Below are 22,935 nucleotides of genomic sequence, written 5' to 3' on the forward strand. Positions count from 1 at the left end.
TCGATGGGTTCCAGGGATCGGGGCTGAACGGCCTGATGCCTTGTGCGCCCCGTCCAAGCACACCATCGGCCCTGGATAGAGACGAACAAAAACGAGAACTCGATTATGATTGCTCTAATGCCACAGGGCAGGGCTCGGTTCTCAGGCACGTCGGACTCGCTTTTCGATCCACCGTGACTCGATTTCCTGGAGGAATCCCGTGACCAGCTCCGACTACGACGGCCCCTCGTCGACTCTCCCCCGCCGCCAGCTCGGGCGCGTGCTCCGCGAATGGCGCGAAGCGACCGGCTTCACCATCGCCGAGGCCGCCAAACTGGTGGACCTGTCCAGAGCCGTTCTTCAACGGATCGAGACCGGCCAGATCCAGAAAGTCCGTAGGCAGGACGTGGAAGCGCTGTGCCGTGTATACGACATCGGCGAAGCCGAGACCGCCGCGGCCGTGGATCTCGCCGTCCAAGCGCGCGCCAAGAGCTGGTATCACGCCTACGGTGGCCTGTACAGCAGTGCCTTCAACATGTACGTCGGGCTCGAAGCCGCCGCCCGCCGCCTGACCACCTACCACGATCAGCACATTCCAGGGCTACTGCAGACTGCGGACTACGCGCGGGCGATCATCAGCGCCTCGCCCAGGTTCACCAGCAGCGAGGACATCGAGAAACGCGTCGAGCATCGACTCAAGCGTCAGGCTTTGGTCACACGCAGGACGAATCCGGTCGAGATGGACGTGATGCTCCATGCGTCGGTGCTCTACCGCGTGCTCGGCGGACCGTCGGTCATGGCTGGCATGCTGCGGCATTTGGCCGAGATGTCGAAACGCCCCAACATCACGATCCGCGTGCACCCCTACAGCGCCGGTCTCACCTGGGGTTTGCCGCACGGCTCGTTCATCCTGCTCGAGTTCGACCAGAACGCCAAGGGTGAGCCCGTAGAGCCCCCGGTGGTGTACATGGACGGCGGCCTCTCTCAGGACGTCTACCTCGAGAAGGCCGACGACGTCCGCCTTTATAGTGAGCTTGCGAGGGCAATCCGGGCCAAGTGCCTGGATGAGGTGGAGAGCAGGACCCTGCTGCGGCAGGCAGCGAAGGAGCACGAGCGTGGTGAACGGTGACCTGACCGGAGCGGCATGGTTCAAAAGCAGTTACAGCGAAGGCAGTTCGCAATGTGTCGAGGTGGCCTGGCTCGCTGAGGGAGGAGTCGGGGTTCGCGATTCGAAGGACCCGGCCGGCCCGACGCTCATGTTCGCCGCGAACGAGTGGGACACCTTTACCGCCGGACTACGAAACGGTACGTTTCAGCGCCGAGGTGAATAGCAGAGTGTTCACATGATAGCCGGACCCTAGCCCGCGGCTGGTCGGACCAGGGTGCCGCAGTTGACATCCCGATATCCGCTCCTTGGCTGATGGGCGTTTCCGTTCAGCGCTCTTGGAGCCCGCTAATGGTCCGGGCGAGGTCGGTTGTCGTGACAAAGGTGGACATCCGTTCGGCCGACGCTGGTAGGTACGGACGATATTCGGCGATGGAGAAGACGAATGTCCACGCGCGCAGTCGTACCGGATCGAGTAGGGGATGCTCAGCGAGCTGCTCGATCCGTTCGTCGGTGGAGGCGGGGCCGTCCTGGATGGCGATCCAAAGGGCTGCTTCGGCATTGATGTCGCCGACCGCACCGAGTGGGTCAATGGTGTGCCAATGGTCGCGGCCTTCGAGGATGTTCTTCGCTTGGAGGTCGGCGTGCAGAACATGGTGTCGACAGGTGGTTTCCAACAGGATGTCGAGGACTTGCTGAGCTTGGGCAAGCCGCTCGGGGGCCGCGAAGTCATCCATTTCGGCGGCGTAGCGGGGGTCGGCGAAGCGGTCTCGTGCCCAATCCATTCGCATGTTGGCGATATCGGCGAGGTCTTTCATCGGGGGCGGGTGTGGCGAGCTCGGGTGGTTGAGCCGGGTGAGCAGCTCGCCGAAGCGGTCGGCGTCGGCCAGTCCGTCTGTAGGCCACGCGATGGTTCCGGGGAGGATTCGGGTCATGAGAAAGACGCCGGAGTCGGTGTCGTGGTGCAGGATTCGCGGTGTAGCGCCGCTGGGGGACCATCGGCGAAGGAGCTGTACTTCGGTGCTACCGGATTCGGGGTCGACAGGAATCTTCAACACTGCTGGTTCGCCGTCGGGTGTCGTGCAGTAGACGCAGCAGGACATCGCTCCGCTGTCTGCGATGGCATCGAGTGACAGGGCCCAGCGGCGGCTGTAGTCGGAGATGCGGGAAGGAAGCGCATCAAGCCACACTCGACCATCGTCTTCGCCGCGCAGGAAGAGAATGGCCCGTTCGAGCCGTTCCGGGATGGGAGGCACGGTCATCGGGGGAGTACCTCCTGAATTGTGTCGGCGAGCAGGTCAATGTCGGTCGTGTCGTTGTAGATGTGGGTCGCAATCCGCAGCAGGCATTCCCCGTTCGGTCCGGGACCGACCCATGCGCGGATCCCGGACCGGGTGAGAACGGACTTCACCTCGGTGACGGTCACGTTGTCCAGGATGAACGACCGCATCCGCGGAGGGCGGTATTCCCGCCCGGCGGTCGGGCGAACCCTTCTATTGGGTAGGACCTCGCTCGCGTAGTCGGCGAGTTTTTCGCATTCGGTCAGATACCCTGCGGCGTACCACCGCCGCCATTGCTGCAAGGCCGCACCCAGAGACAGCCGCGGGGCGGGATCGAAGGTTCCAGGCCAGGAGAAGCGTTCGACCAGATCCGGCGAATCCCAGGTCAGGGATACTTCGGCGGGTCGGACGACGTCCACGAGCTGCGGTGCCAACCAGAGGAATCCGACCGACCGCGCCGCCGGGAACCACTTGTGCAACGTGCCGAACACTGCGGAGGCCCCCCACCCGTCGGCCGTGAGATCGGTATGCCCCGGGCCATGGGCGGCATCCACGATCAGTTGACCGCTGCGTTCCTGTGCCCAGGCGGACAGATCGCGGACAGGCAGTCGGATCGCCGCCGAAGACGAGATGAGACTGGTTTGCAGATATGACACCGAGCCCGGGACGCAGGCATCGAGCCGTGCCCGCAGCAGATCGGGATCATCGAACGGCAGGGGCACCGGCACCGGAAGAAAGCGGGCACCGGAGCGCGAGCAGGCGACTTCCCAGGCACGGTGAATCGCGGAGTACTCGGTGTCGAGAACGACCACCGTATCCGCGGCTGTGAGTGGAAGCGACGTGATTATCGCTGCAGCGGCTGAAGTGGCATTGCTGCACAACGTTAGTTGGTCGGCGGCGAGCTCGAGCGTTTCAGCCGCTTGGGTTGTCCGGGTTCGTAGCCGGTCCATGAGGTCCGTACCGAGATGCTGAGTGGGGTCGGATTCGATGTTGTAGCGCAACTTTTCGGCGGCGTTGAGCACCTTGCGGGACACGAGACCGTAGGACGCATGGTTAAGGTGGACGATATCGGGTGCGAGCGGGAATTCTTCTCTGCGAGCGGCTTTCACGCACCGACCCCGGACCCGCGTACGATGCCGCGCAGGTGCGCGAGGCTGGGCACATCGAAACGAAAGATCGCATCGGCCGCTTGCGCGTCCTCGGCGGTGACTCCGAGGGCGCTGATGGAGAACGCGACGGCGTTCCAGTCGGGTGGGCGGCTGACGAACGCGCTGAGGTGGTCGGCCAGGCGCGTACACCGGTCCGCGGCGAGCAGGTCCTCCCGACACATCCCACGCATCTCCGCGAGCAGGCGCTCGCCGGCCGCGCGGCCGTAGAGGTCCTCGAGTTCACGGACCTGGCAGGCAAGAGTGACCGCGACTCTACCCAGCGCGGTGGGGAGGCTGGCATCAATGTATCGCGCAAACGACTCGGCGGCTTCGCGGTAGCGGCGTTGCAGACCGAGTACACGGCTGGAATCGCGCAGATGCGGCGGATTCTCGCTGGCGACCCCTGAGTTCTGCGACATTCGAGCCAGCTCCTCGAGCAACCGCCAAGATCGGTCGAGTTCCACACACGCCATGGTCTTCTTGCTCAACCAGTGCAGCGCCTCATACTCGGCGTAGGGGTGTCCGGTGGATCGGGCGGCTTCGACGGCCTGCGACAGCCACCGCTCGGTGTCAGGGGGCTGGTAAGCGGCCAGGTGCGCCAGTCCGCGGTGGCCGAGGGCGCGTGAACGCACCTCTGGATCATCGGTCATCGCTACGACTCTGTCGCACAACGCGATACAGGCTTCGGTGTTCTGTACCGGTCCGCATAGTGCGACCTCGGCCTGCAACATCAGTGTCTCCGCGAGCAGCGGCCCGGGATCGGGATGGGCGGCGGTGAGATCGTCGAGCACGCGGACGGTCTCCGTCCAGCGGCAGGTCATGCGAAGGTTCCGCGCCCACAGCAGTCGCACGTGAGCCTCCAGTGCCGGGGCAACCGTCTCCGTCGCAGTGCACGCCAGGGCAGCGGTGCACGCATCGGATCCTCCGACGTGGTCACCTTCGGCGGACAGACACTCCGCCAGCAGAGCGTGCGCCTGGAACGACGGAGTCTGCTCCACCGCGATACGGGCCAGATCCCGCGCCTTGGATACCGCCCCCATTGCGAACTGCCGCCGCGCCGCCGCCAATGCCAGCTCACCGGCCCGTCCCTGATTTCGTGCGGCGACCGCCGTCGCGGCGGCGCGCACGGCCATCTCATCGTCCCAGTCCGGTTCGGATTCGAGGATTTCGAGGAACCGAACGTGCTGTCGCCGCCAACGTGGCGGGTTGGCGGTGCCCCGCTCTCGCAAGATCTGCGCGAACAACGGATGGTGGATGACATACCGGTCGTAGTCGCCGCGTGGCTCGGCCGGACGCACCAGTCCGTGCTGGCTGTAGAGGACGTCCAGGCGCTCGTACACGTGATCGACATCCTGGCGCGCGAGCTGCGCGAGATAGTCGACCTCGAAGCTGAACCCGACCAATGCCGCCGTCTCCAGCAGCCGCTGATCCTCTCCGGAAAGGTACGACAGTCGTTCCTCGAGCACGGCGGTGATCTGCACCGGCGCCGAATCATCGCCGTGGTCACCGACCCGAACCAGCGACTCCGCGAACAACGGATTGCCCGCGCTGAGCCGCACGATCCGGGACACAACGTGTGCGGGTATCGCCCTGCCCGCTGCGGCCTGCCGTACCAGTACTTCGGTATCGCCACCGGACAATCGCGGCAGATCGAGCAGCGTGGTATCCGGTCGGTATCGGCACAGCCGGAACACCGCCCGCTGCAACGGATGCGTCTGCTCGGACGACTGCAACTGGTCCGGGCGATACGCCAATACCAATACCAGCGGGCCTTCGACGCGGAGCGCGAGCGTCGTCAACAGGTCGACGGTAGCGGTATCGGCCCAATGCAGATCGTCGAGCACCATCAGCAGCGGCTGCTCGCTGACCAGATCCTCGACCAGCCGTACCAGCTGATCCAACCGACTGTCCATCTCCACGGCGTCGCGACCGGACTCGACAAAGGACTGACCCGTCCGCATCCCCGCGGCGAGCAACTGGCCCACCACCGGTACCGACTCCACCCAGTCGGGGGCGTGGGTGCGAAACGACGACACCACCCGTTCCAGGACCGACCGCGACCCCGACCGTTGTGCCGATGTCGCCAACGACCGTAGGCATTCCCGTACCGGTTGAAACGAATCCGACGCCAGCGAATTCAACATCGCCTGCCCGTATCCCGAGAGCAAACCTGCCTCGGCGAAAGCTTCCATCGCCCGGCCGCTGAATGCCGTCAGCAGGCTGCTTTTGCCGACACCGGCCTCACCCCGTAGCACGATCGCACTGCCCTGACGAGTATGCACTGCCCGATCGACGCATCCCAGCAGCAGGGACATCTCGTCAACGCGATCAACCAAAGCCGCTGGCGCATCGATCCGTGACACGGCGCGCCCCCTCCCGATCGACGAATGTCGTACTCGGACGTGAATTCTATGTCAGCGCAGTCGGATTCGGTTGAGAAGGACGAGCTGCGATGCGCTGTTCCGGAGGAATGAGCGAATCGCCGCGATTGGGGCGGACGAGGCCGAATCTTCGCAGTAGCGCCTCATTATCCGTAGGGAGACAAGTCCGTGGCATACGTCACCTGGCGGTCCGCTATTCGGTAGGCGCCCGTCTATGCTGGCACGGCTGGTCATGAGCTGGGAGGAGTGGCCTCGATGGGGTATGACCAATCGGTCTGGCTGCGGGTGGATTTCGGAGTTACGGAGACCTCCGCGGAATTGCTCGGTGTGGATTGTGAGTCCCGTCCGCTGCGGTTGGCTGACGGTGCGGCTGCCATGCCGTCCGGGGTGTTCCTGTCGCCCACGGAAGGGCTCGAAGTTGGTGTGCTGGCGCGGAAGCGCGGCGGGGATGAGCCCGAACGGTATGCGGGCGAGCCGAGGCGGTTGATCGATGCCGGACTGTCGGTCGTCGAGCTGGGTGGGACGGCGGTGCCGGTGCATGTCGTGGTCGCGGCGGTCTTACGAGCTGTGGTGGCACGCGCGCAGGCTGAAAGTGGGTGGCAACTGCCGGCCGGGTTGATGCTGACTCACCCGCAGCAGTGGACGGCGGCGCAGACGCAGGTGCTGGTCGCCGCGGCGGGCGAGGTGGGGTATCCGCCCGAAAGGCTTCGGCTACTGCCGGAGATGCCCGACGCCGCCCCGAACCTCGAGAAAGAGGTCACAGGTGCAGCTACATCGGTGAGCGAGTCCGACTATCGCATTCCGGCGTCACAACCGTCTCCCGCCCTGAGCGTTCCTGTCCATCATGCCTCCACCCAGCACACGCCGGGGTTCTCAACCTCGCCGCCGCCGACTGCGCCGACAGAGGGCCGTTTATCCCGTTTGGCGTTGCTCGTCGTCGCTGCTCTGGTGGTACTGGCTGGGGCGGTGGCGACCGGTGTCGCCGTAGTGCGGTCGAGCGACAGCTCAGCCGAGGCGTTCAACGCCGGCCACGGGACGATCGCGGTGGGAGCCTCGCAGGGGGTCGGCTACACGGTCGTTGATCCGGTCAACCATCGGCTGTATACGGTCGACTCCCAGGACGAGACAGTGTCGGTTGTCGACACCGTGGCGCAGGAAACCGTCGCTACGGTGCCGGTCGGTGCCTCGACGCGTGGGTTGGCGATCGATCCGGAACATCGCGTTCTGTGGGTGCTGGCCGACGGTTCCCAGGATGGCAAGACACTGATGAAGATCGACACGGCGACCAATACGGTTGTCGGTACCGCGACGGTGCCGGTCAATGCCGCCGACATCGCCGTGAACACCACAACACATGAGGTGTACACCGGCCAACCCAATGGCGAGGTGGTCGACCAGGCGACAGGTGCCAGCGTGGTGGCTTCGATCGTCGATCCCACCACGATGGAAGTCACCGGTCGCATCGTCACGCCGGGGCACGGAGCGAACTTGGCCGTCAATCCAGAGGATGGCCGTGTGTATCTGAACGGGCTGGGCAGAGTAACGGTAATCGACCCGATCACACGATCGGTGGTCGGCCGGATCGACTACCCGGGTATGGCGTACGACATCGTCGTGGATCCGCAGACGAAAACCGCGTTTCTGGCAGGCGGCAGCGGCATCGTGGTGCTCGATCTGACCACGGGCAATTACGACCGGACGATCGAGGTCGGACATCGCGTGGCCTGGCTGGCGATCGATCCCACCGTCGGCAACGTCTACGCGCCGGAGTCCGGCGCACTCGACGACATCAGCCTCACGGTGATCGATACCGCGACTCGCACGGTCAAGGGCGTCATCGAGATGGACAGCGCGGCCGAAGGCGTCGCGGCGGATACGGTGTCCCACCAGGTGTACGTCCGCCCGATGCGGTCTTATGTAACTGTCATCGACCCATGCGCCGCGTTGGGGTGTGACTGAACCTCCGGCGATGGTCACGCACAGTGGCAGGGAAGCTGTTGTCCCACTACTAGTTAGCTGTCGCTGGTCGCATGGTGGGGGACGACGCGGATCGGCCCGGAAGCAGCCACAGCGATGAACCTGTTACGTGCGGACTATGATTTCGCAGCGAGAGGTCTTGGTGGCATTGTCGACCGCGCGCCGGGAGGAACCGGGTTGCCGGAGGGATGATGTGCCGTTCTGAGCGTGGGGATGTGGTGTCGAAGTGAGTCTGCCGTCGCTGCGGGTCGTGCGGGCGCGCTGGTTGGTATTGGTGGCGGTGTGTGCGGCCGTGGAGGGTGCCGGTACGGCTGGCTTCACCAGGGACGGGTATTGGTTCGCTGCGCCCGGCCGAATCTCGTCGGCGTTGTTTGCGCTGTCCGACGGTCGTGGGGTGTGGGTGGCGGAGTCCGGTGTGGCTCCGTCGGCGCCGCCGGAGTGGGTCAGTCAGGTGCTGGCCGAGCGGCAGATCGGCGTGGACGGTAAGCCGCTGCTGTGGTGGGACGGGCAGCAGTGGGGCGGCACTCGTGCCGCGCTGGAAAGCGAATGGATCGCGATGTTCCCCGGTTTCGAGTCCACCAAGGCTGTGGCCGAGGAACTGCTGGTTTTCCATGCACCGCCCGACTTTGGTGTCGAGGAGGACGACGACTGGGACGCGGACCTGGATGACGGTGAGGAGGACGAGGACCACGACGAAGTTCCCGCCCAGTGGGTGCGAGATGCCGCTTTCAGGCTGGTGCGCGCGTGTGAAACCCAGACCGTGGACCGCGGATCCTTCCGAGCGTTCGTCCTATCCTGTAGCGCGACAGGATCCGATGTGGATCGCGGCTACGAGGTCCTGAGCCGGGCCGGGCTGACCGCCGAGACCAGCACTGCGCCGGTGATCGACGGGGTGGACGGCCTGACCGAGCAGCAAGCCCTCGACATCGTCGCCCGGCACTTGGTCGATGTCGGCATTGATCTAACGTCCTATGCCCCCAATGGCCTTGCCGCGCAACGTCTCGAGTTCGGCTGGTGGGTGTACGCACCGACGGAGGAGACCAGGATGGGGGCAGCGTGGTTCTACGTCGGCGACGACGGCGTGGTGGAGCAGTCCTCGTCGTCGATGGGGCCGGACCTGGCTGCGGAGCAGTTCGCGGTGAGCTACCGGAATCGCCATCCGGACGCACCGATCGTGCCCGCCGGGATTCCCCGAGGTCTGACCTGGGCGACCATGCCGCCGACCAGGCTTGGCGTGCCGTCCGGGTTCGACCGTCTGCATATCTTCCACTATCTGGCTCGCGCGCCGCTGCCGGAGCCGGATGCCGGTGATATCGAGTGGTCACGCCAGAATCCCGGCGAGTGGCGGTATTTCACAGATCCGCATGTCGATCGATCCCAGGTGCAGCGACACAATATTCAGGGCGGCATCAAGGCCGACGGCGCGGGCGGGTTCTCCGAACGGTGGGTCAATCCGGACTTTACCCCGACCCGCGAGTACCTCGGTGGCTTGGCTCTGACTACCGATATCGACGTGGCGCTGTACCGGTTGTTGCTGGGCTACCGCGACATCGGCGACTTCGTGAAGGTCCTCACCGACTGCACGCTGACCATCGTATTGCCCCCGTCAGACCCCGAAGGCACACAGTGGCCGACCTATCCGGCCGATGGCTATGACCACGTCCTGAACGTGTACACCTCGGCAACGTTTCTTCCGCCCGATGCGAACCCCTGGCTACGCAAACAGATCGACGGTGGGCAGGTAGCACTGAACCTCAGCAGCCGGGATGGCACCCTGATCCGGTTCAACCCGGGCACACAATTGTCCGCGCGCCTCCCCGGCAACGATCTGCTGTTCTGGACTTGTGAACTCGCCCAAGCGGAAGCGATCGCGCAAGGCGTCGACCCGGCTGCTTTGTTCGGCCCACCCATGAGTACGGGGACGCCAGCTTGACTCCTGGTGTTCAGAAGTACATCGAAATGGCGTCGTCGAATGATGGGTCTGACACATCGATGTCGGTAGGCGGCTGGTAGTTGCGGGAACGAACATGCTCCAAGAACGCCGGTGGAATCCTCAGAGGATAGTTTGCCAGGTAGTGGACCGAGTCGGCCCGCCATATCCATTCGCCGTCGGAGAATAATGACGCTCCGCTGCGGATCGTCTTTCGTTCGTCGATGAGATCGTTGACGTCCGCCAGCACGTCGAATACCGGCGTGCACGAATTCATGTATCCGACCACGCGGCTGCGATCGTCGATTGGGTTGTCGGTGTAAGAATCACGTAGTGGCGGAAGGTCGGATCGCACCTTACGGTACATTTCTCGATAGATGCCGACTGGTTTCACAATGAGCGCCCCTTCGGTATAAGGGTTAGATGAAGAGCATTGATTGGAGTATACGGGCTAACCGGCGGTGAACGGTCCGCGCTGGTAGTCGAGGCGCATAGATCGTTTCCGACGGGAATCTGATCGCCCTCGAGGTTACGGTCAATTTTTCCGCAGCGTTGCCCCTCCAGTGGTCAGCACTGGTCGACAAGACTGTCGGAACCCGTCGACCACCTCATGCGGTAGTTAGTGTCTATGGGTTAGGAACAATCGGATATCGGTGGGCATCTGTACCAGGTTGAGCCGGTATAGATCATTGCCCCACGTTACTTCATCAGGCCGCCCAGACGGTGGCAGCGCGGATCGGCCGAGTGCTTCTGTCAGGGTGGGGGTCAGCAGTGTGAAGACATATCCGAGGCGCAGTTCATCGTCGTCAGGTACCGGCATGCTGACCGGGACTTCCACGCCTGCGGATTCTCCCTCTGCCCCGAAGATGTAGCCCTTGGCGGTCTCCGGGCCGGTATCGAGTTGGAAGAGGTCCGGGACGATCTGCCGTATCGGCCATCCGAAGGTTCTCGCGACCAGGCCCGGATCGAGCCGCCAGGCCGGATCCAGACCTATCAAACGTGTCGCCAGCACGGTGATTTCGGGCCAGCTGAGCACGGTCCAATCGGGTTTACGCGGACCTTTGGGGATTGGTGGGGGAACGGGAGTTGGCTCGGGTTGTCTTGTGGTCGACGGGAGGGCGGATTCGACGGGCTTCACCGTCTTGTCTGAGGCGGGTGTGTCGGTGACGACTGAGAACTCCTGTGTTTCCCGAATGGTGAGTCCGGCAGCTCTGATACCGAGATTGACCAAGCCCTGCCAGTGAGTGATGGGCAGAGAACCCATTGCGTCCACCGATAGGGACCACTCGTCATCACCGCTGCGCCACAACGTGAGGCCGTACTCGGGAAGCTCCGGTGCTCCGTGTGTACGCGTTCCCAATTGGGTGCCGACGGGATCGGCGGCTGTGCCGTTTGTGGATAGCAGCAAGGCTTTTCGCAGCTCATCGAGCTGGGTTTGGTCGAGGTGGCCGGTGAGTGTGAGCTTAAGTCGTCGTTTCATAGGCGGTCTCTCGACGGTATTCCGAGCAGTGGTAGCTCCACGAATGGCTCACCGGTCTCGTCGTTCCAGGCGAAGTAGGTCAAGGCCGTCGCATCGGGGACATGGTGGTGGTCGCGGAACCCGGTGACGATCATGGACGCCAGCTGTCGATAGATCGAGGAGCTCGCCGGCCATGGCACCTCGACCCACCAATTGCCGTGGTGATCTCTGTCCGGGAGCTGCCAGCCAGTCTCGCTCATTAGGCTCGGATTGAGGGCCGCCGCGTCGTCCAATTTCGCATCGCCCTGGAATTCGGCCCAGATGCGGTCTTCGAGCTGCAGGACTTGCGCCTGAACGTAGCGCACCGACCGGCCCGCTCCGCTGAGGGTTATGATCACACCGTCGGGCATCCGCGCCAATTGGCTGGCGAGCTGATCGGTGAACTCGGCCCAGCCGGTCACAACAACCCCTGTTTCTCGATGCGGACAGCTTCGTCGTGCTGCTCCAGTGCGGCGTTGGTGAGGAGCTCAAGGTTCACAGCGGGCGGAAGGGCTTTCAGCAGCAGGGTTGTCTCAGTTCCGGCCCAACGGATTTCCGGGCTATCTCCCGGTATACGGGCGGTGGGCGCACCCAACGCACGGGTTAGCGCGGCGGTCATCCGGGCGAACGCATCGATCACTTGTCCGCCCTGCTTCGGGTCCTTCGCCGCGTAGGCGGTAACCTGCGCGCTGATGTGATGGACGCTTCCGTCCAGACCGATCATCTGCCCGGTCGACCTGCCGAATCCGGTGTCGAAGAAGACCCCCTCGGGGAGAGTGTTGTTGAGCTTCCAGCCGAAGCCAGTGACGACTTCCGGTGCATCCTCCAGCTTCCGTGACCACTCCAGCGATCGCAGCCGAATCGCCAGTTCGACGATCTCGGTATCGCTCAGCGCCCGCCACTCCGTCATATCAACTCCCTCATCGGTTTCGACAATCGGGTGCGCCCGCAGCAATACCCGCTGTACCGTCTGTACCAGGTCATAAACACTCTGCCGTGGGATCGACTGTGCCACAGCAGCGAAGTCACCGACAACACGGGCTTCGACGCCACATCAGTTGCCAAGCTCTCGTGCGATGCCGCGGTCCCGGCCCTCCCGTTCGCGTGCCCGGACGACGGCGGCAGCCTCGGCGGCAGATCGGTTTCGAGCCGCTTCAGCGGCTAGTTGGGCTTGCCCCAGTTCCATCGTCAAACGCACAGCTATCAATTCGGGCGAAAATCCCTGCCTCGCGAGATGTGCGGCAAGCTCTCTTTGACGTTCATAAGTAGTCTTCCCTCGCGGTTGTGACTGAGTCTCGGCCGCAGCGCTGGTATCAGGTCTCGGGGATTCGACACCCCGTGCCTCAATACCTCGGGCTTCGAGAGCGCGGGCCTCGACTGCGCGCGCGGCAATCGCACGAGGGTCGATTGCTCGGTTAGCTTGCTGCCGGTCGACTTCTCGACTAAAGGGTTCTAGTGCTCGGCCAAGTGTTTGTGTGCGTTCGTTCTCGAGTATTCGTGCCACCATTTCACGATGCTCGGGTGCCAAACCGAGCTGTTCGAGAACGCGACTGTCCTTCTCGCGTTCCTTCGTGATTCGCTTCGTGATCTCGTCGAAATTTCTCTGTACCGCCTGTGGGTCTGGCTTTTTCCCCTGTCCAACGATCTTCTCCAGCTCTCGACCTTGCTCGAGTGCCTTTTCGATGAAGAGTGTTCTCTCCTGAGCCTCGCGTGCTCGCGCCTCCAATACCCGGGCCGATGCCTGACGTGCGATTTCCGTGCTGAAGGCGTCCTTTGTTTTGCCTAGTGTTTCCATCCGTTCGGCCTCCAGCTTCAGGATGACAGCGTCCGCGTGTTCCTGCGCCAGGCCCAGTGATTTTACGGCGTGGGCGTCTCTTGCCCGATCCTTTTCTTGAATCTTGGCGACTTCGTCGTGGTAGGTCTGAAGGCGAGCGATATCCAGCTCTTTGCCTTGTTCGCGGGCGGTCTTCAATTCGTGCGCCCGCTCGAGCGCCTTTTCAATCGCCTTCTCGCGACCTCTCGCAATCGGTTCGCGGGCCTCGAGCACTCTAGCCTCTGCCTGTCGAACGATCTCCCGTCCGATCGTATCCGCAGCTCGGACGAGTGTGCGTTCGCGCTCGGATTCCAGCAGTTCCAAAGCCATTCGACTGTGCGCTGGTTGCAGGCCCAATTCCGCAATTGCGCGCGCTTCCTGCGTTCGTTCGAATCCGATCACACCACGTACCTGTTGGTAGGCATCCTTCAGCTCGCCGAGGTCGACGTCTTGTCCCTTGGCTCGCGCTGCTTCCAGCGCGCGGGTCTGTTCCAGAGCGTATCCAAGAAAGCGCTCCCGTAGCTCTCTGTTCTGGATGCGCTCCTGACGGCCATAGTCAGCGGCGTCCTTGACCAGTTGCAGAGTCGCCGCGTCGAGGTACGCGATTGCAGCACGATGAGTGCCTGTGAACTCCAGGGCGATCATTTCCTTGACCAATGCGGGATCGATATCGATGCCCGCCCCGGGTAGAATTTCCAAACCGCGTTCGAGTTCCAGATTTCTCGCTTGGTTCAGCGCTTTGGTGGCATTGCTGATTTCTCGGCTGAGCTCTTCTAAAGTAAGGCCGCGCTCCTGCGCATTCTTAACGGCATCCAAGGCCTCGTTGGCTCGTGTGTACAGGGCGCGCAGGTCCGCTGTCGGTGCTCCTTTGGCACGGTAGAGTTCCAGTGCTTTGTCGAGAACTTCGCGAGTACGCTCATCCAACCCCTCACGCAGTCGGCTTCCCTTGCTCTCGATCTCGCGCGCAAGTGCATGTTCAAGTTCGCGGGCAATGTCCGGCACGCGAGCGGCACCTCGGACGAAACCGGCCAAGTCTAGGATCGGTACCCGTAGTCCGTCCCGCTCTTGGACGTACCGTTTGACCGTGATCTCGCCCTTCTTCGACGCGTGCACAAGAACGTACTCATCGCGAAGCCTGCCGTTGAGGTGAGCTTGGATTACCTCTTCGCGAACTTTTATGAGAGCCTGCCCCTCAGGGCTGCTTGGATCGATACCTCGCGCGGCCATCTGCTCCGGTAGCTCAGCCAGGATCCGGGCGAGATTCTGATCCAGTGCCGCTGTACGCACCTTGTACTCCGGTGTCATCTGTTCCACACGGCCGTTTTCGTCGGTCATGGCGCTACCGGTATCGGACCCGACGCCTTTACACTCGATGAACTCGATGACTGTCTGCCAGTTGGTCTCCCGTGAGGCTGGGATGGCGACGATAATGTCAAACGTCTCTGGTCCGTCGAAGTTAACCGTGCCATTAATCGTGCCCTCATAGGGAGTCAACACAACTGCACCCGGCCACACGTTCGGGTCTACACCATAGGCGCGGCCGCCGATTTCGGCCATTTCCTTGGAGAGTGTGACCAGTTCGGTTCCCAGATCGTTATACTTGGCCGCTTCGAGAGTCAGTTTATCGAGATGCTGGTGAAGCTTCTCGTTGTACTCCTCGCTGATCTTGCCGTCAGTCAATAGCGAGTCTATTGCCTGACGTTGGTCTTTTATAGTTTTTCCCAGACGGTCTGCGCTGAGATCATGAATCGAGTCGATGGATAATCCATCCATATTCATAATCTTGTGTATATTATCCCGAATGGCATCGCGCTCTGTGCCCTTGTTTATGCGTTGGTCGGACTTTTCAGTCAGCAGCGCAAGCGCCTCGGGATCGATAACCTTATACGGATCGCTGCGCTCAAGCTGGGCTGCGACATCCACATCCTTTTGGGTTTTGTAATCGGGTATGAGGCCAGTGCTGTCGCAGTACTGATATCGGTTTCCGCCCATCCATTGACGCCAGGTTTCAACACGATCTCCTTCAGCATGCAGGGCGTGTCGGTTTGGGTGGCCAATCTCTTTTCTTTCGTCCGGCTCACGTTCACGCCATGTCCCGGGCGGGTCTGGCCTGAGGTCAGGACGGAGACTGACATCGAGGTGTAGATACCCATCATCGCCTCGTACCAAGCCTGGCGGTGGCGGGTCATTGTCCTTCTCTGGTACCAGCGGCTCTTGGGGGGTTCGATAGACATCTTCGGGCTTCCGGTCCGCTGCGGGCTCGACGATGTGGCCCCTCTGAAGCGCTGCGGCATCTCGTTGTGCGGCGCGGAGGTCTTCATGGCGGTTGGCAGGTGTCGCGTCGCGCTGTTTTTCGTCCGCGGTCTGGGCCGGTGTCGGGTTTTCGGGTCGAGGTGGCGCAGGGTCGGCAGGTTCGATGTGAGTTCGGTGAGTTGCTGCAGCATCTCGTTGTGCGGCGCGGAGGTCTTCATGGCGGTTGGCAGGTGTCGCGTTCCGCTGTTTTTCGTCGGCTATCTGGGCCGGTGTCGGGTTTTCGGGTCGAGGTGACGCAGGGTCGGCAGGTTCGATGTGAGTTCGGTCGGCCGTCGCGGCGTCGCGTTGAGCAGCAGCGAGGTCCTCGAAATGACTAGCTTGCGGGGTGGCTTCGTGCTGGGGTGGTTGGTAGGTCCCAGGAGCCGACTCGTCGATGTGGTCTCGAGCCGCTGTCTCGGCGTCACGCAGCGCCGCGTTCAAGTCCTCGTAGCGGCTAGGTCCTTGTGCGGGGTCCGGGGTCCAGTCGGGGCGGTAGGGCTTTCCATCCGGACCTCGCCTGCCGAGAGTATCCCAGTCATTTCGATTTTCGGCGTCGATGGGGAGGAAGCCGTCGGGCTGGGCGGTGGGCATCCAGTCGACGGGTTCGGGTTTGGTGCCGTCGTGGCGGGTGGGTTGGAAGGTGCGCCACGGGGTGCTGTTCTGGACTGTGGCGGGGGAGTTGGGCGCATTGCGGACGCCGACGATATCGGTGGGCGCGAGGACTGTGGTGTTGAGTTCGTTGGCGATCTGCTGCGCCCAGCCGACGTCGCTGCCGGAGTGGCACGAGATGAGGCGGATCGGGGTGCCTGGTGCGTAATTCGGGTTGCTACGGATGGCGTCGACGACTTGTTCGACGGTGAGGGGGGTACCGTCAGCATCTATGGGGTTGCCGTTGCGGTCGGTATGGACGATGACGTCGTGCGCGCCTTCGTTGCGGAGATTGTGGTAGACCCGTTCGATATCGGGGCTGGTGCCGAGGGCTGTGCGATCGATGCCGTGTAGGACCTGGGATGTGGCGTGCGGATCCGGGGCGGGAGCGTCTCGGTGCTGAATCTCGTTGTCGGCGAACGGCTGATTCGCTTCGGCGGCAGGTGTTGTGTCGGTTACTCGGCTGGGGGTTCCTTCCCCTCCGCCTTGTACGCTTCGATCTCCGCTGGGAACGGCGCCAGCTTCCGGCCGAGTAGCTTCTCCGTCTCGTGGCGTTGTTGTGTCATCCGCTCGGGTGAGACCTTGATCCGGCGCATGTGGAGTCGATCGTCGTCCAGGGCGCCCATTCGCTGCTCCTTCTTCGATGGTGGGGGCTGCGACAGCGGCCTGAATCCGCCACACACCCTGCTCAGTATCGTAATGAACGTTGAAGACCTGCAGCTCGAGCCCATCCGCGAGTAGCAGTTCGCGTTCCTTCATCACCATGTCGGCCTCGGTGATTGCCTCGTCGAACGCGATCCCGGGTGTGCCTTCCGGTACGAGGATGTCCAGGATGACAGGGTCCTGGCGTTTGAACAGGTACGGCGGATCCTTGAAGCCGGCGGTCGACATGAATGCCGGCTCAGTCAGCCATTCACCGATCAGGCTCTGGTCGATCTCGACGGAGCTGGTGAAGCCGAGGTCCGTCGCTTCGGTCGACCGGCTGACACGGTATGTCGTGTTCAGGGGAACTTTGATCAGCGCCGATCGCAACAGTTCGATTCGTTTGGCAATGTCCTCGGTCATGGGACCCTTGCCACGTAATGCATCGTTGACTGCTCTATAGCCCCCGACCGCGTAGTTTCGCAGCTCGGCGAACTCTGCGGGCGTCAACGGGGTCAGGTCCTGTTGGACCGTCCAAGGGTGCGGGAAGGTCAGTCCCTCGAGCGGATCTGTAGGTGGCTGGTCAGCACTGGGATCGCGGTCCGTGCCGATGACGTCATGGATATTGGTGTCAGCGTTCCTGGGTTGGACGGCTGAAGGTGGGATCTCGGTGTCATGGTTCGGCGGACGAGATCCAAGGGATTCGTTGCTCTGAGATGCCGGTCTCGTTGTGCTGTCGTCGTCGGCGTTGTGCCGAGTATGCGACGCCGACGGTTCGGACTCGGGTTGCCGCGATTCGCTGGTTTCCGGCTCCGGAGTGCCATATGTCGTGGGGCCTGGGTTGGCGTCGGTATTCGTTTTAGGAAGGAGATTGTGGTGGTTGTTGGCAAGGTATTCGACGAGAGCGGGATCGTGTTGAGAGAGCAGCCGCCAGGGGGTTTGGGCGGAAGCGGGGTCCATGAGGCCGAGGTTGTCGAGGTGAGTGGCGAGTTGGTGTTGGAGGTGGGGGATCTCGTGGGTGCGCGCGGGTGTGTTCAAGGCGTGCGCAAGGTCGGTTATGAGGGTTCGGAGCTGGTTGAACCGAGTGCGCAAGCTCAGGGGCGTGTCGGGCTGATCTGGGGTCCTCGGACTGTGCTGTTCTGGTGTTATCCGAGCAGTGGCTTGATGCGGATGTTGTTGCGGTGCAGATGTAGGCAGCGGCCGCGCTGGTTGGCCGTCGGCGTTGAGGAATACAGCTTGAGTGGCGCCGACGCCGTCTGGTCGATACCGAGGGGGCCAGCCGTGGACCTTGCCGGTTTGGGCGTCGACGAAGAGGACCTTGCCGTTGTGGTTGACGGCGGCGAAGGCGTGTCCGCCGATTCGGCGGCCGTTGGCGTCGACCCAGTCGGTAAGGACCATGGCAGCGGCACCGGGGCCGAGACGTAGCAGTTGGTCTTTGATGCTGCGGAACGTGGTGGGCTCTCGAGTGCCTCCGGTGAGGTTGTCGACGGCGTCGGGGCCGAGTCCTTGTGGCCGAGAGGGGTCGTTCAGCGCCGGTGCTTCATGGGGGCGGCCGAACCAGGTGCGCAGGAAAGCGTCCGAGCACAGGACACAGTTGATGTTGCGGCCCGCGAACATGAACCCTGGACCGTTGATGAAGCGAACCCACTTCTTGAGGTTCCTGCGGCTGGTGTCGACATTGTGAATGTTCTTGTCCGGCCACCCGTTCGGCTTCGGTGGCTTTCCAGGAGCCTGGTGCGGCGGATGGTGGGTGGTCTGAGGACTGGCTGGAGGTTGTTGCGTCGGGGTCGGCTGATCGGGATGCGGTGTGGGGTGCGCAGGTGTATTCGGGGTGGCCGGTGATGTGTCCGGATGTGTCGGGGTGTGCGGGGCAGGCTGTTGAGCGGGGTGTAGCTGACCTTCCTGGGGTGGGATGGTCTGGGTGGGAACGGCGTCCGAGGTGACCCTGGCTGGCTCCGAAAGATGCTGGGGAGCAATTGGTTCAGTAGTTCGAGCGTGTGGGATGGAACTCTGCTCGGTAACCATCTGGCGCGCCGGCTGATCCTGAGGCCGGTGGTCCGTTGTCGGAGCGTAGTCGGTGGGGCGTGCGGGGGTAGCGGGCTCCACCGGGCGCTGGTGTGTCGGGTCGATTCCGCGATGTGGAGGTGATGCGGATTCGTACGTGCGTGGCGTGCGGCCTGCGGGATGAGATGTGGTGTGCGTGCTCTCGGGTGTACGCGTGGATTGTTCGGGGTGGTGGGTGTACTGGAAGTTCGGGTTGTCGGCATAGGCGAACCGGGGATTGACGATGGGTTCGCCGATACGGGTGGCCAGGATCTCGCCAGTGGGTGAGACGAGCAACTCGCGGGGCCAGATCCGGTAGATCTGATCGTTGCGGACTCCACCTGGGAGGAGAACCTCTGCCTCGGTGTGCCCATGCGCCCACAGTCTCGGGTCGTGGGCGCGGGCATCGTTGATCGTGGCATCGACGTCGATGCCGTGGGGGGTATAGATCTCGTGGACGTAGCGGGTCTGTACGAAGTTGCCATCCGGCAGTCTGCGCAAGCTGTTCGTCTGCAGCTCGGTGCGTAGGTGGCTGAGTTCGCGTACGGTCGCGTGCTCCGGGCTCTTCGAGACCGACACGAATCCGGAGTCGGTGGTCTGCCCGGTGTGAGCCGCAATGTTGAAGTGGCTCGGGTTTCGAGGTGCGAATCCGGTTTCGAATATTTCCGGTCCGCGGGAGTCCATGCGGTACAACGCGTTGCTCGGTTGCAGGAACGCGCTTGCCTCCGAACGATCACGCCACACAACGTTGTACGGGTCATCCGGGTAGCTGAGGTTGATCTCCTTCGGATCCACCGGCACGGTGGAATGGTCGAGTGCGCCCTCGGGCATATCCCGGGTGAGGTGCGCGGGCAAGTCCGTATCGGGGCAACCCGGAACGAATTGGTCGGGGTTGAGGCTGTCGAAGTGCTGACCAGGTGTATCGAGCGTGTCCCGAAGTACCGTGTCAAGGTACGAGCGATCGACCCTGGTGGCGGGACCGACATGGTCCGGAGTGCTCTCGAGCACTCCACTTTCATTAGTCAGGTTCTGTGGGTGCGGCGTTGATCGCGGTGCTTGCTGCTCGTGCGGCAGCGATGACTGCTCCGTCGCTGTGCGTGCTGAAGGCGGCTCGTTGTCGGGCCGTGCATCCGGCTCCAGGCTGGATGTGCCGAGCAGAGCGTCCATGATCCGGCGGATCAGGCCGGGCTTCGGGGTGGGTGACGACGGTCCATCGTCAAGCCATGCCGGTGTCGGCGGACCCTGCGATCCGTACGCCTGGGCGGGTACTACCGAGTCATTGGCAGGGCTCGGGACATCCGGGGACCTCGCAAGATCGGTGAGCCGGACATTGCCGTCTAGGCTTGTATCCCGCCCCCGCCCGGCCAGGTCCCGTCCTTGTTCATCCGGTCGAGGATTTTGGCCGCCACTTTGATCAGGAGTGGGTCGGTCGAGCCGTCCGCCGCTTTGACGTCCGGGCCGGTCTTGGTGATCACCAGTTCGCGGGTCAGGTTCGTCTCGTCGCTGCCGAACCGGTAGGTCACTTCCGTCGGTGTTTCGGTTGCTTTCCGGTACACCAGGTAGAGCGCCATCGCCTGTTGCCCATCCTTCGTAGTTCTCTCCGGTGCGATCGGGGATGTTGTTTTCCCAGTTCGCCTTCGAGTTAGCGTATGCGTGCGCGTCTCGGTAGCTGGCGTCCGGGTTGCTTCTGAGATAGCTCGCCTCGGCGAGCTCGTGTTCGAGCAGAGTCACGTCGGCGGGTAGCGGCTCGCCGCGCGAGAGTCGCATCCAGGCTTCGGCGATATCGGGATCGGCATCGAAACGGCGGGTTTCGGATCCAACGACACGCCCGTTGTCGTCGAATACGCTGAGCTTGTGTGCGGCGTGGAACAGATGCTCTTTGACCTCTGCGAGCTCTCTTGTGCTGAAACCCGTTGAGCCGTTGGTTCGTTCGACGGTCGACAGGTTCTCCACCATGTCGGCGACATCACCTGTGCTGTGGCGGATGGCCTCGTAGGCTGCATTCGCCCAGGCGTCTTGAGCAGACTGATCGAGTAGGTTACGCGGGCGGACCGCGCCGCCACTTTGGAGCGGGCCGCCGACATCGGCGTCATCGCTAACCGGGGCGTCGAGAGGGGCGGACAATGGCCGCGTGTCGGAGCCAGGCTCGCTGGCAGCGGTCAGCTCCGGTGCCGACGCGAGGTTCAAGCCTTGATCAGGCTGTTCGTGGGGCGTCGAAGTATCGGGGATCGGGTTCGATGAGGGTGGTTCGATGCCCGTGCGTGCTGCCTGGACAGGCTGGTTGAGTGGAGCGAGGGCGTCCTCGGTGACCGAAGACCGGGGGCTCTCGCTCGTTAGGCTGGAGGTCGTCGTAGATGGCTTTGGCGTGCTTCCGTCGACAGGGGTGCCGGCACGGGGATCGCTCGGCGGCCGGATGGACATCGGGGCGTCGGTGGACCGCGGCGACGTCGGGCGCGGGGAGACTGGTGATGCGGTGTGGTTCGGTGTGGCGGTCACCGGTGGTGAGGCTGGAGCGAGGACCGCTGTCGGGGCCGTGACACTGCCAGGTGACGTCACGGCGGTGTGGGTCGAGGACGGTGTTCCTGACACGGCCGTCGGAGAGTTCGTGGTAGCGCCGGCGATCGAGGTGGCGGCTTCGCTGGGGCTGACATTGGTGCTTTGTTGTGGTGTCGCCTCGTTGTTGGCTGCCGGGGAAGTAACGGGATCCGACCCCGCGTCGCTCAATGCGCGCGCGGAGGTGCTCTCTGTGGTGGCAGCGTCGGTGGCCAGGGGCTGCGCAGGGACCGCCGGGGCGTCATTGGTAGAGCTGGAGGCGATGTCGGTGGCAGGGGAGGGGGGTGTGGTGGTGTCCGCGGGTGAGGCTGGGGTGACCTGTGGCCCGGACCGGGTGTCCGAACTGCTGAGCTGCCCGTCAGCGGTTGGACCTTGGGGGTTGTCGGTGGATGTCGGGGCGCGGTCGGTGGCGGGGGTGTCGGCCGGTGTCGAATCCCTCGGGTTGTCACTGTTGGTGGAGTCGGTGGTGTTGCCGGTCGTTTGTGCGGGGGTGCCGGTGCTGGGTTGCCCGGTATTCTCTGGTGCTGGTGTGCTGTTGGCGTCATCGGTGTTGGTACCGGGTATGTTCGACGCAGGCACCGGAGTGTCGCGGGCCGCGGGTGTGGAGCCGTCGTTGACGTTCGTCTCAGGTGTGCCGGAGTAGTCGGACTTAGCGCCGTAGCCATAGAGAGCGCTAGGACCTGCACCCGATAGCGCGCCTCCGGTGAGAGATCGTGGATCGAGTTCCCAACTGCCGGTGAGAACTCCGGTGCCGAGCCATGCACCGAGAGCGCCTGCCGTGCCTGCACCGGCACCGACGAGGGCACCGTTACCCGCGCCTCTCCAGCCGCCCATGTCGGTGGGCAACCGGGTACCCAGACCGAATCCGGCACCACCTCCGACACCGCCGGCGAAGGCGGAGATGGCGGCGGTTTCGGTGAGCTTGCCGAGGTTGTACTCGTCGATCTTGCCACCCTGCTTTTGGATGGTCTGGACCAGAGCTTCCTGGGTAGTGCCCTGGAAGACCTCAACGAGCGCTTCCTGCCCGATCTCGTAGACGAGCTTGGGAACCCACGCCTTCATAGCCGCGTTCGTGATACGACGGCTCAATATATCGATGATGCGATTGGCTAGCTTGCCACCGATAACGCTGAAGAGATGACGGGCCGCGCCGATTGCAGTGGCTTGCAAGGCGGGCGCGAAAGGCCCTCCGGCCGCAGCCCAAGCGAGTTCGGCGATCAGCCAGGCACCGGCGAAGTAGAAGTTGAGCTTGGCGGCCTGGAGCTCGTTGCCCATTTCCTTGGCGGCCTTGGCCAGTTCGCGGTACTGGTCGGCGAGTTCGGGCAGTGAGCCGTTACCGGATTCACCACCGTCACGAAAGGGCGTGAGCCAGTTGAGAATCTCCTCGCCACCGGCACCGGCCGGGTATGCGGTCCCGATACGGGTGATGAGCGAGTTGAGGTCTCCGAGTAGGTTGTCGGTGCGATCGGCGACGGCTTCGAGGTCGCTGCCCATCTGCCACATGAGGTCTTCATTGCCATGCGGCCAATCCGACCCGACGACCCACTCGAGCCATTCCAGCCAGGAAGGGAACTGCAGCGCCACCGAATACGCCTCAGTTGCCCGTGAGTGATCTCATGCTTTGCACGTTCACTGTGGGCGCGTGG

The 22,935-nt window shown here is 63.2% G+C and carries 12 protein-coding genes; 4 read left to right on the forward strand and 8 right to left on the reverse strand.

Features of this window, described 5'->3' with window-relative positions:
- The first annotated feature begins 199 nt into the window (after positions 1 to 199).
- Entirely contained in the window at positions 200 to 1,108 is a 909-nt protein-coding gene (locus QJS31_RS06105) for a helix-turn-helix transcriptional regulator (protein WP_306356138.1), read from the forward strand.
- Positions 1,095 to 1,310, forward strand: coding sequence for a DUF397 domain-containing protein (locus QJS31_RS06110; RefSeq protein ID WP_306356139.1), 216 nt, complete (start codon positions 1,095 to 1,097; stop codon positions 1,308 to 1,310). Before QJS31_RS06105 ends, QJS31_RS06110 begins: the two co-directional genes overlap by 14 nt.
- Before the next feature lie 103 nt (positions 1,311 to 1,413).
- Here the strand turns inward: QJS31_RS06110 and QJS31_RS06115 are convergent, their stop codons facing one another.
- Genes QJS31_RS06115 through QJS31_RS06125 form a run of 3 tightly spaced genes read right to left on the reverse strand, consistent with a single transcriptional unit; the run spans position 1,414 to position 5,875 of the window.
- A complete protein-coding gene (locus tag QJS31_RS06115; protein ID WP_306356140.1) occupies positions 1,414 to 2,346 on the reverse strand; it encodes an aminoglycoside phosphotransferase family protein in 933 nt (310 codons plus the stop codon).
- Positions 2,343 to 3,473, reverse strand: coding sequence for an aminotransferase class V-fold PLP-dependent enzyme (locus QJS31_RS06120; RefSeq protein WP_306356141.1), 1,131 nt, complete (start codon positions 3,471 to 3,473; stop codon positions 2,343 to 2,345). Before QJS31_RS06120 ends, QJS31_RS06115 begins: the two co-directional genes overlap by 4 nt.
- Complete coding sequence (locus tag QJS31_RS06125; protein ID WP_306356142.1) at positions 3,470 to 5,875, reverse strand: AAA family ATPase; 2,406 nt, start codon at positions 5,873 to 5,875, stop codon at positions 3,470 to 3,472. The genes QJS31_RS06120 and QJS31_RS06125 overlap by 4 nt, the downstream gene beginning before the upstream one ends.
- Before the next feature lie 273 nt (positions 5,876 to 6,148).
- Here QJS31_RS06125 and QJS31_RS06130 point away from each other — a divergent pair, with 273 nt between their 5' ends.
- Entirely contained in the window at positions 6,149 to 7,852 is a 1,704-nt protein-coding gene (locus tag QJS31_RS06130) for a YncE family protein (RefSeq protein WP_306356143.1), read from the forward strand.
- 244 nt (positions 7,853 to 8,096) lie between these two features.
- A complete protein-coding gene (locus tag QJS31_RS06135; RefSeq protein ID WP_306356144.1) occupies positions 8,097 to 9,803 on the forward strand; it encodes a hypothetical protein in 1,707 nt (568 codons plus the stop codon).
- 10 nt (positions 9,804 to 9,813) lie between these two features.
- Here the strand turns inward: QJS31_RS06135 and QJS31_RS06140 are convergent, their stop codons facing one another.
- The 5 genes from QJS31_RS06140 to QJS31_RS06160 form a co-directional block, all read right to left on the reverse strand.
- Entirely contained in the window at positions 9,814 to 10,194 is a 381-nt protein-coding gene (locus tag QJS31_RS06140; protein WP_306356145.1) for a hypothetical protein, read from the reverse strand.
- Between the two features lie 225 nt (positions 10,195 to 10,419).
- Positions 10,420 to 11,280: a hypothetical protein gene (locus QJS31_RS06145; RefSeq protein ID WP_306356146.1), complete on the reverse strand. Its 861-nt coding sequence runs from the start codon at positions 11,278 to 11,280 to the stop codon at positions 10,420 to 10,422.
- Positions 11,277 to 11,720 carry a hypothetical protein gene (locus tag QJS31_RS06150; RefSeq protein WP_306356147.1) on the reverse strand — a complete coding sequence of 148 codons (444 nt, stop codon included), beginning with the start codon at positions 11,718 to 11,720 and terminating at the stop codon, positions 11,277 to 11,279. Before QJS31_RS06150 ends, QJS31_RS06145 begins: the two co-directional genes overlap by 4 nt.
- The gene (locus tag QJS31_RS06155) at positions 11,717 to 12,208 is read right to left on the reverse strand and encodes a DUF6301 family protein (RefSeq protein ID WP_306356148.1); all 492 of its coding nucleotides are present in this window, start codon (positions 12,206 to 12,208) and stop codon (positions 11,717 to 11,719) included. Before QJS31_RS06155 ends, QJS31_RS06150 begins: the two co-directional genes overlap by 4 nt.
- Positions 12,209 to 12,352: 144 nt before the next feature.
- Positions 12,353 to 22,873 (reverse strand): toxin glutamine deamidase domain-containing protein, encoded by a 10,521-nt coding sequence (locus tag QJS31_RS06160; RefSeq protein WP_306356149.1) that lies wholly within the window; start codon positions 22,871 to 22,873, stop codon positions 12,353 to 12,355.
- Positions 22,874 to 22,935: the final 62 nt, after the last annotated feature.

Source organism: Nocardia sp. CC213A, from assembly GCF_030766805.1.
In the GTDB taxonomy this organism is placed as follows: Bacteria; Actinomycetota; Actinomycetes; order Mycobacteriales; family Mycobacteriaceae; genus Nocardia; species Nocardia otitidiscaviarum.

What these genes read in the sequence shown, in the direction of transcription:
- QJS31_RS06155 (WP_306356148.1), bottom strand. Translation starts at nt 12,208, where the DNA reads ATGACGGAGTGGCGGGCGCTGAGCGATACCGAGATCGTCGAACTGGCG.
- QJS31_RS06115 (WP_306356140.1), bottom strand. Translation starts at nt 2,346, where the DNA reads ATGACCGTGCCTCCCATCCCGGAACGGCTCGAACGGGCCATTCTCTTC.
- QJS31_RS06130 (WP_306356143.1), top strand. Translation starts at nt 6,149, where the DNA reads ATGGGGTATGACCAATCGGTCTGGCTGCGGGTGGATTTCGGAGTTACG.
- QJS31_RS06145 (WP_306356146.1), bottom strand. Translation starts at nt 11,280, where the DNA reads ATGAAACGACGACTTAAGCTCACACTCACCGGCCACCTCGACCAAACC.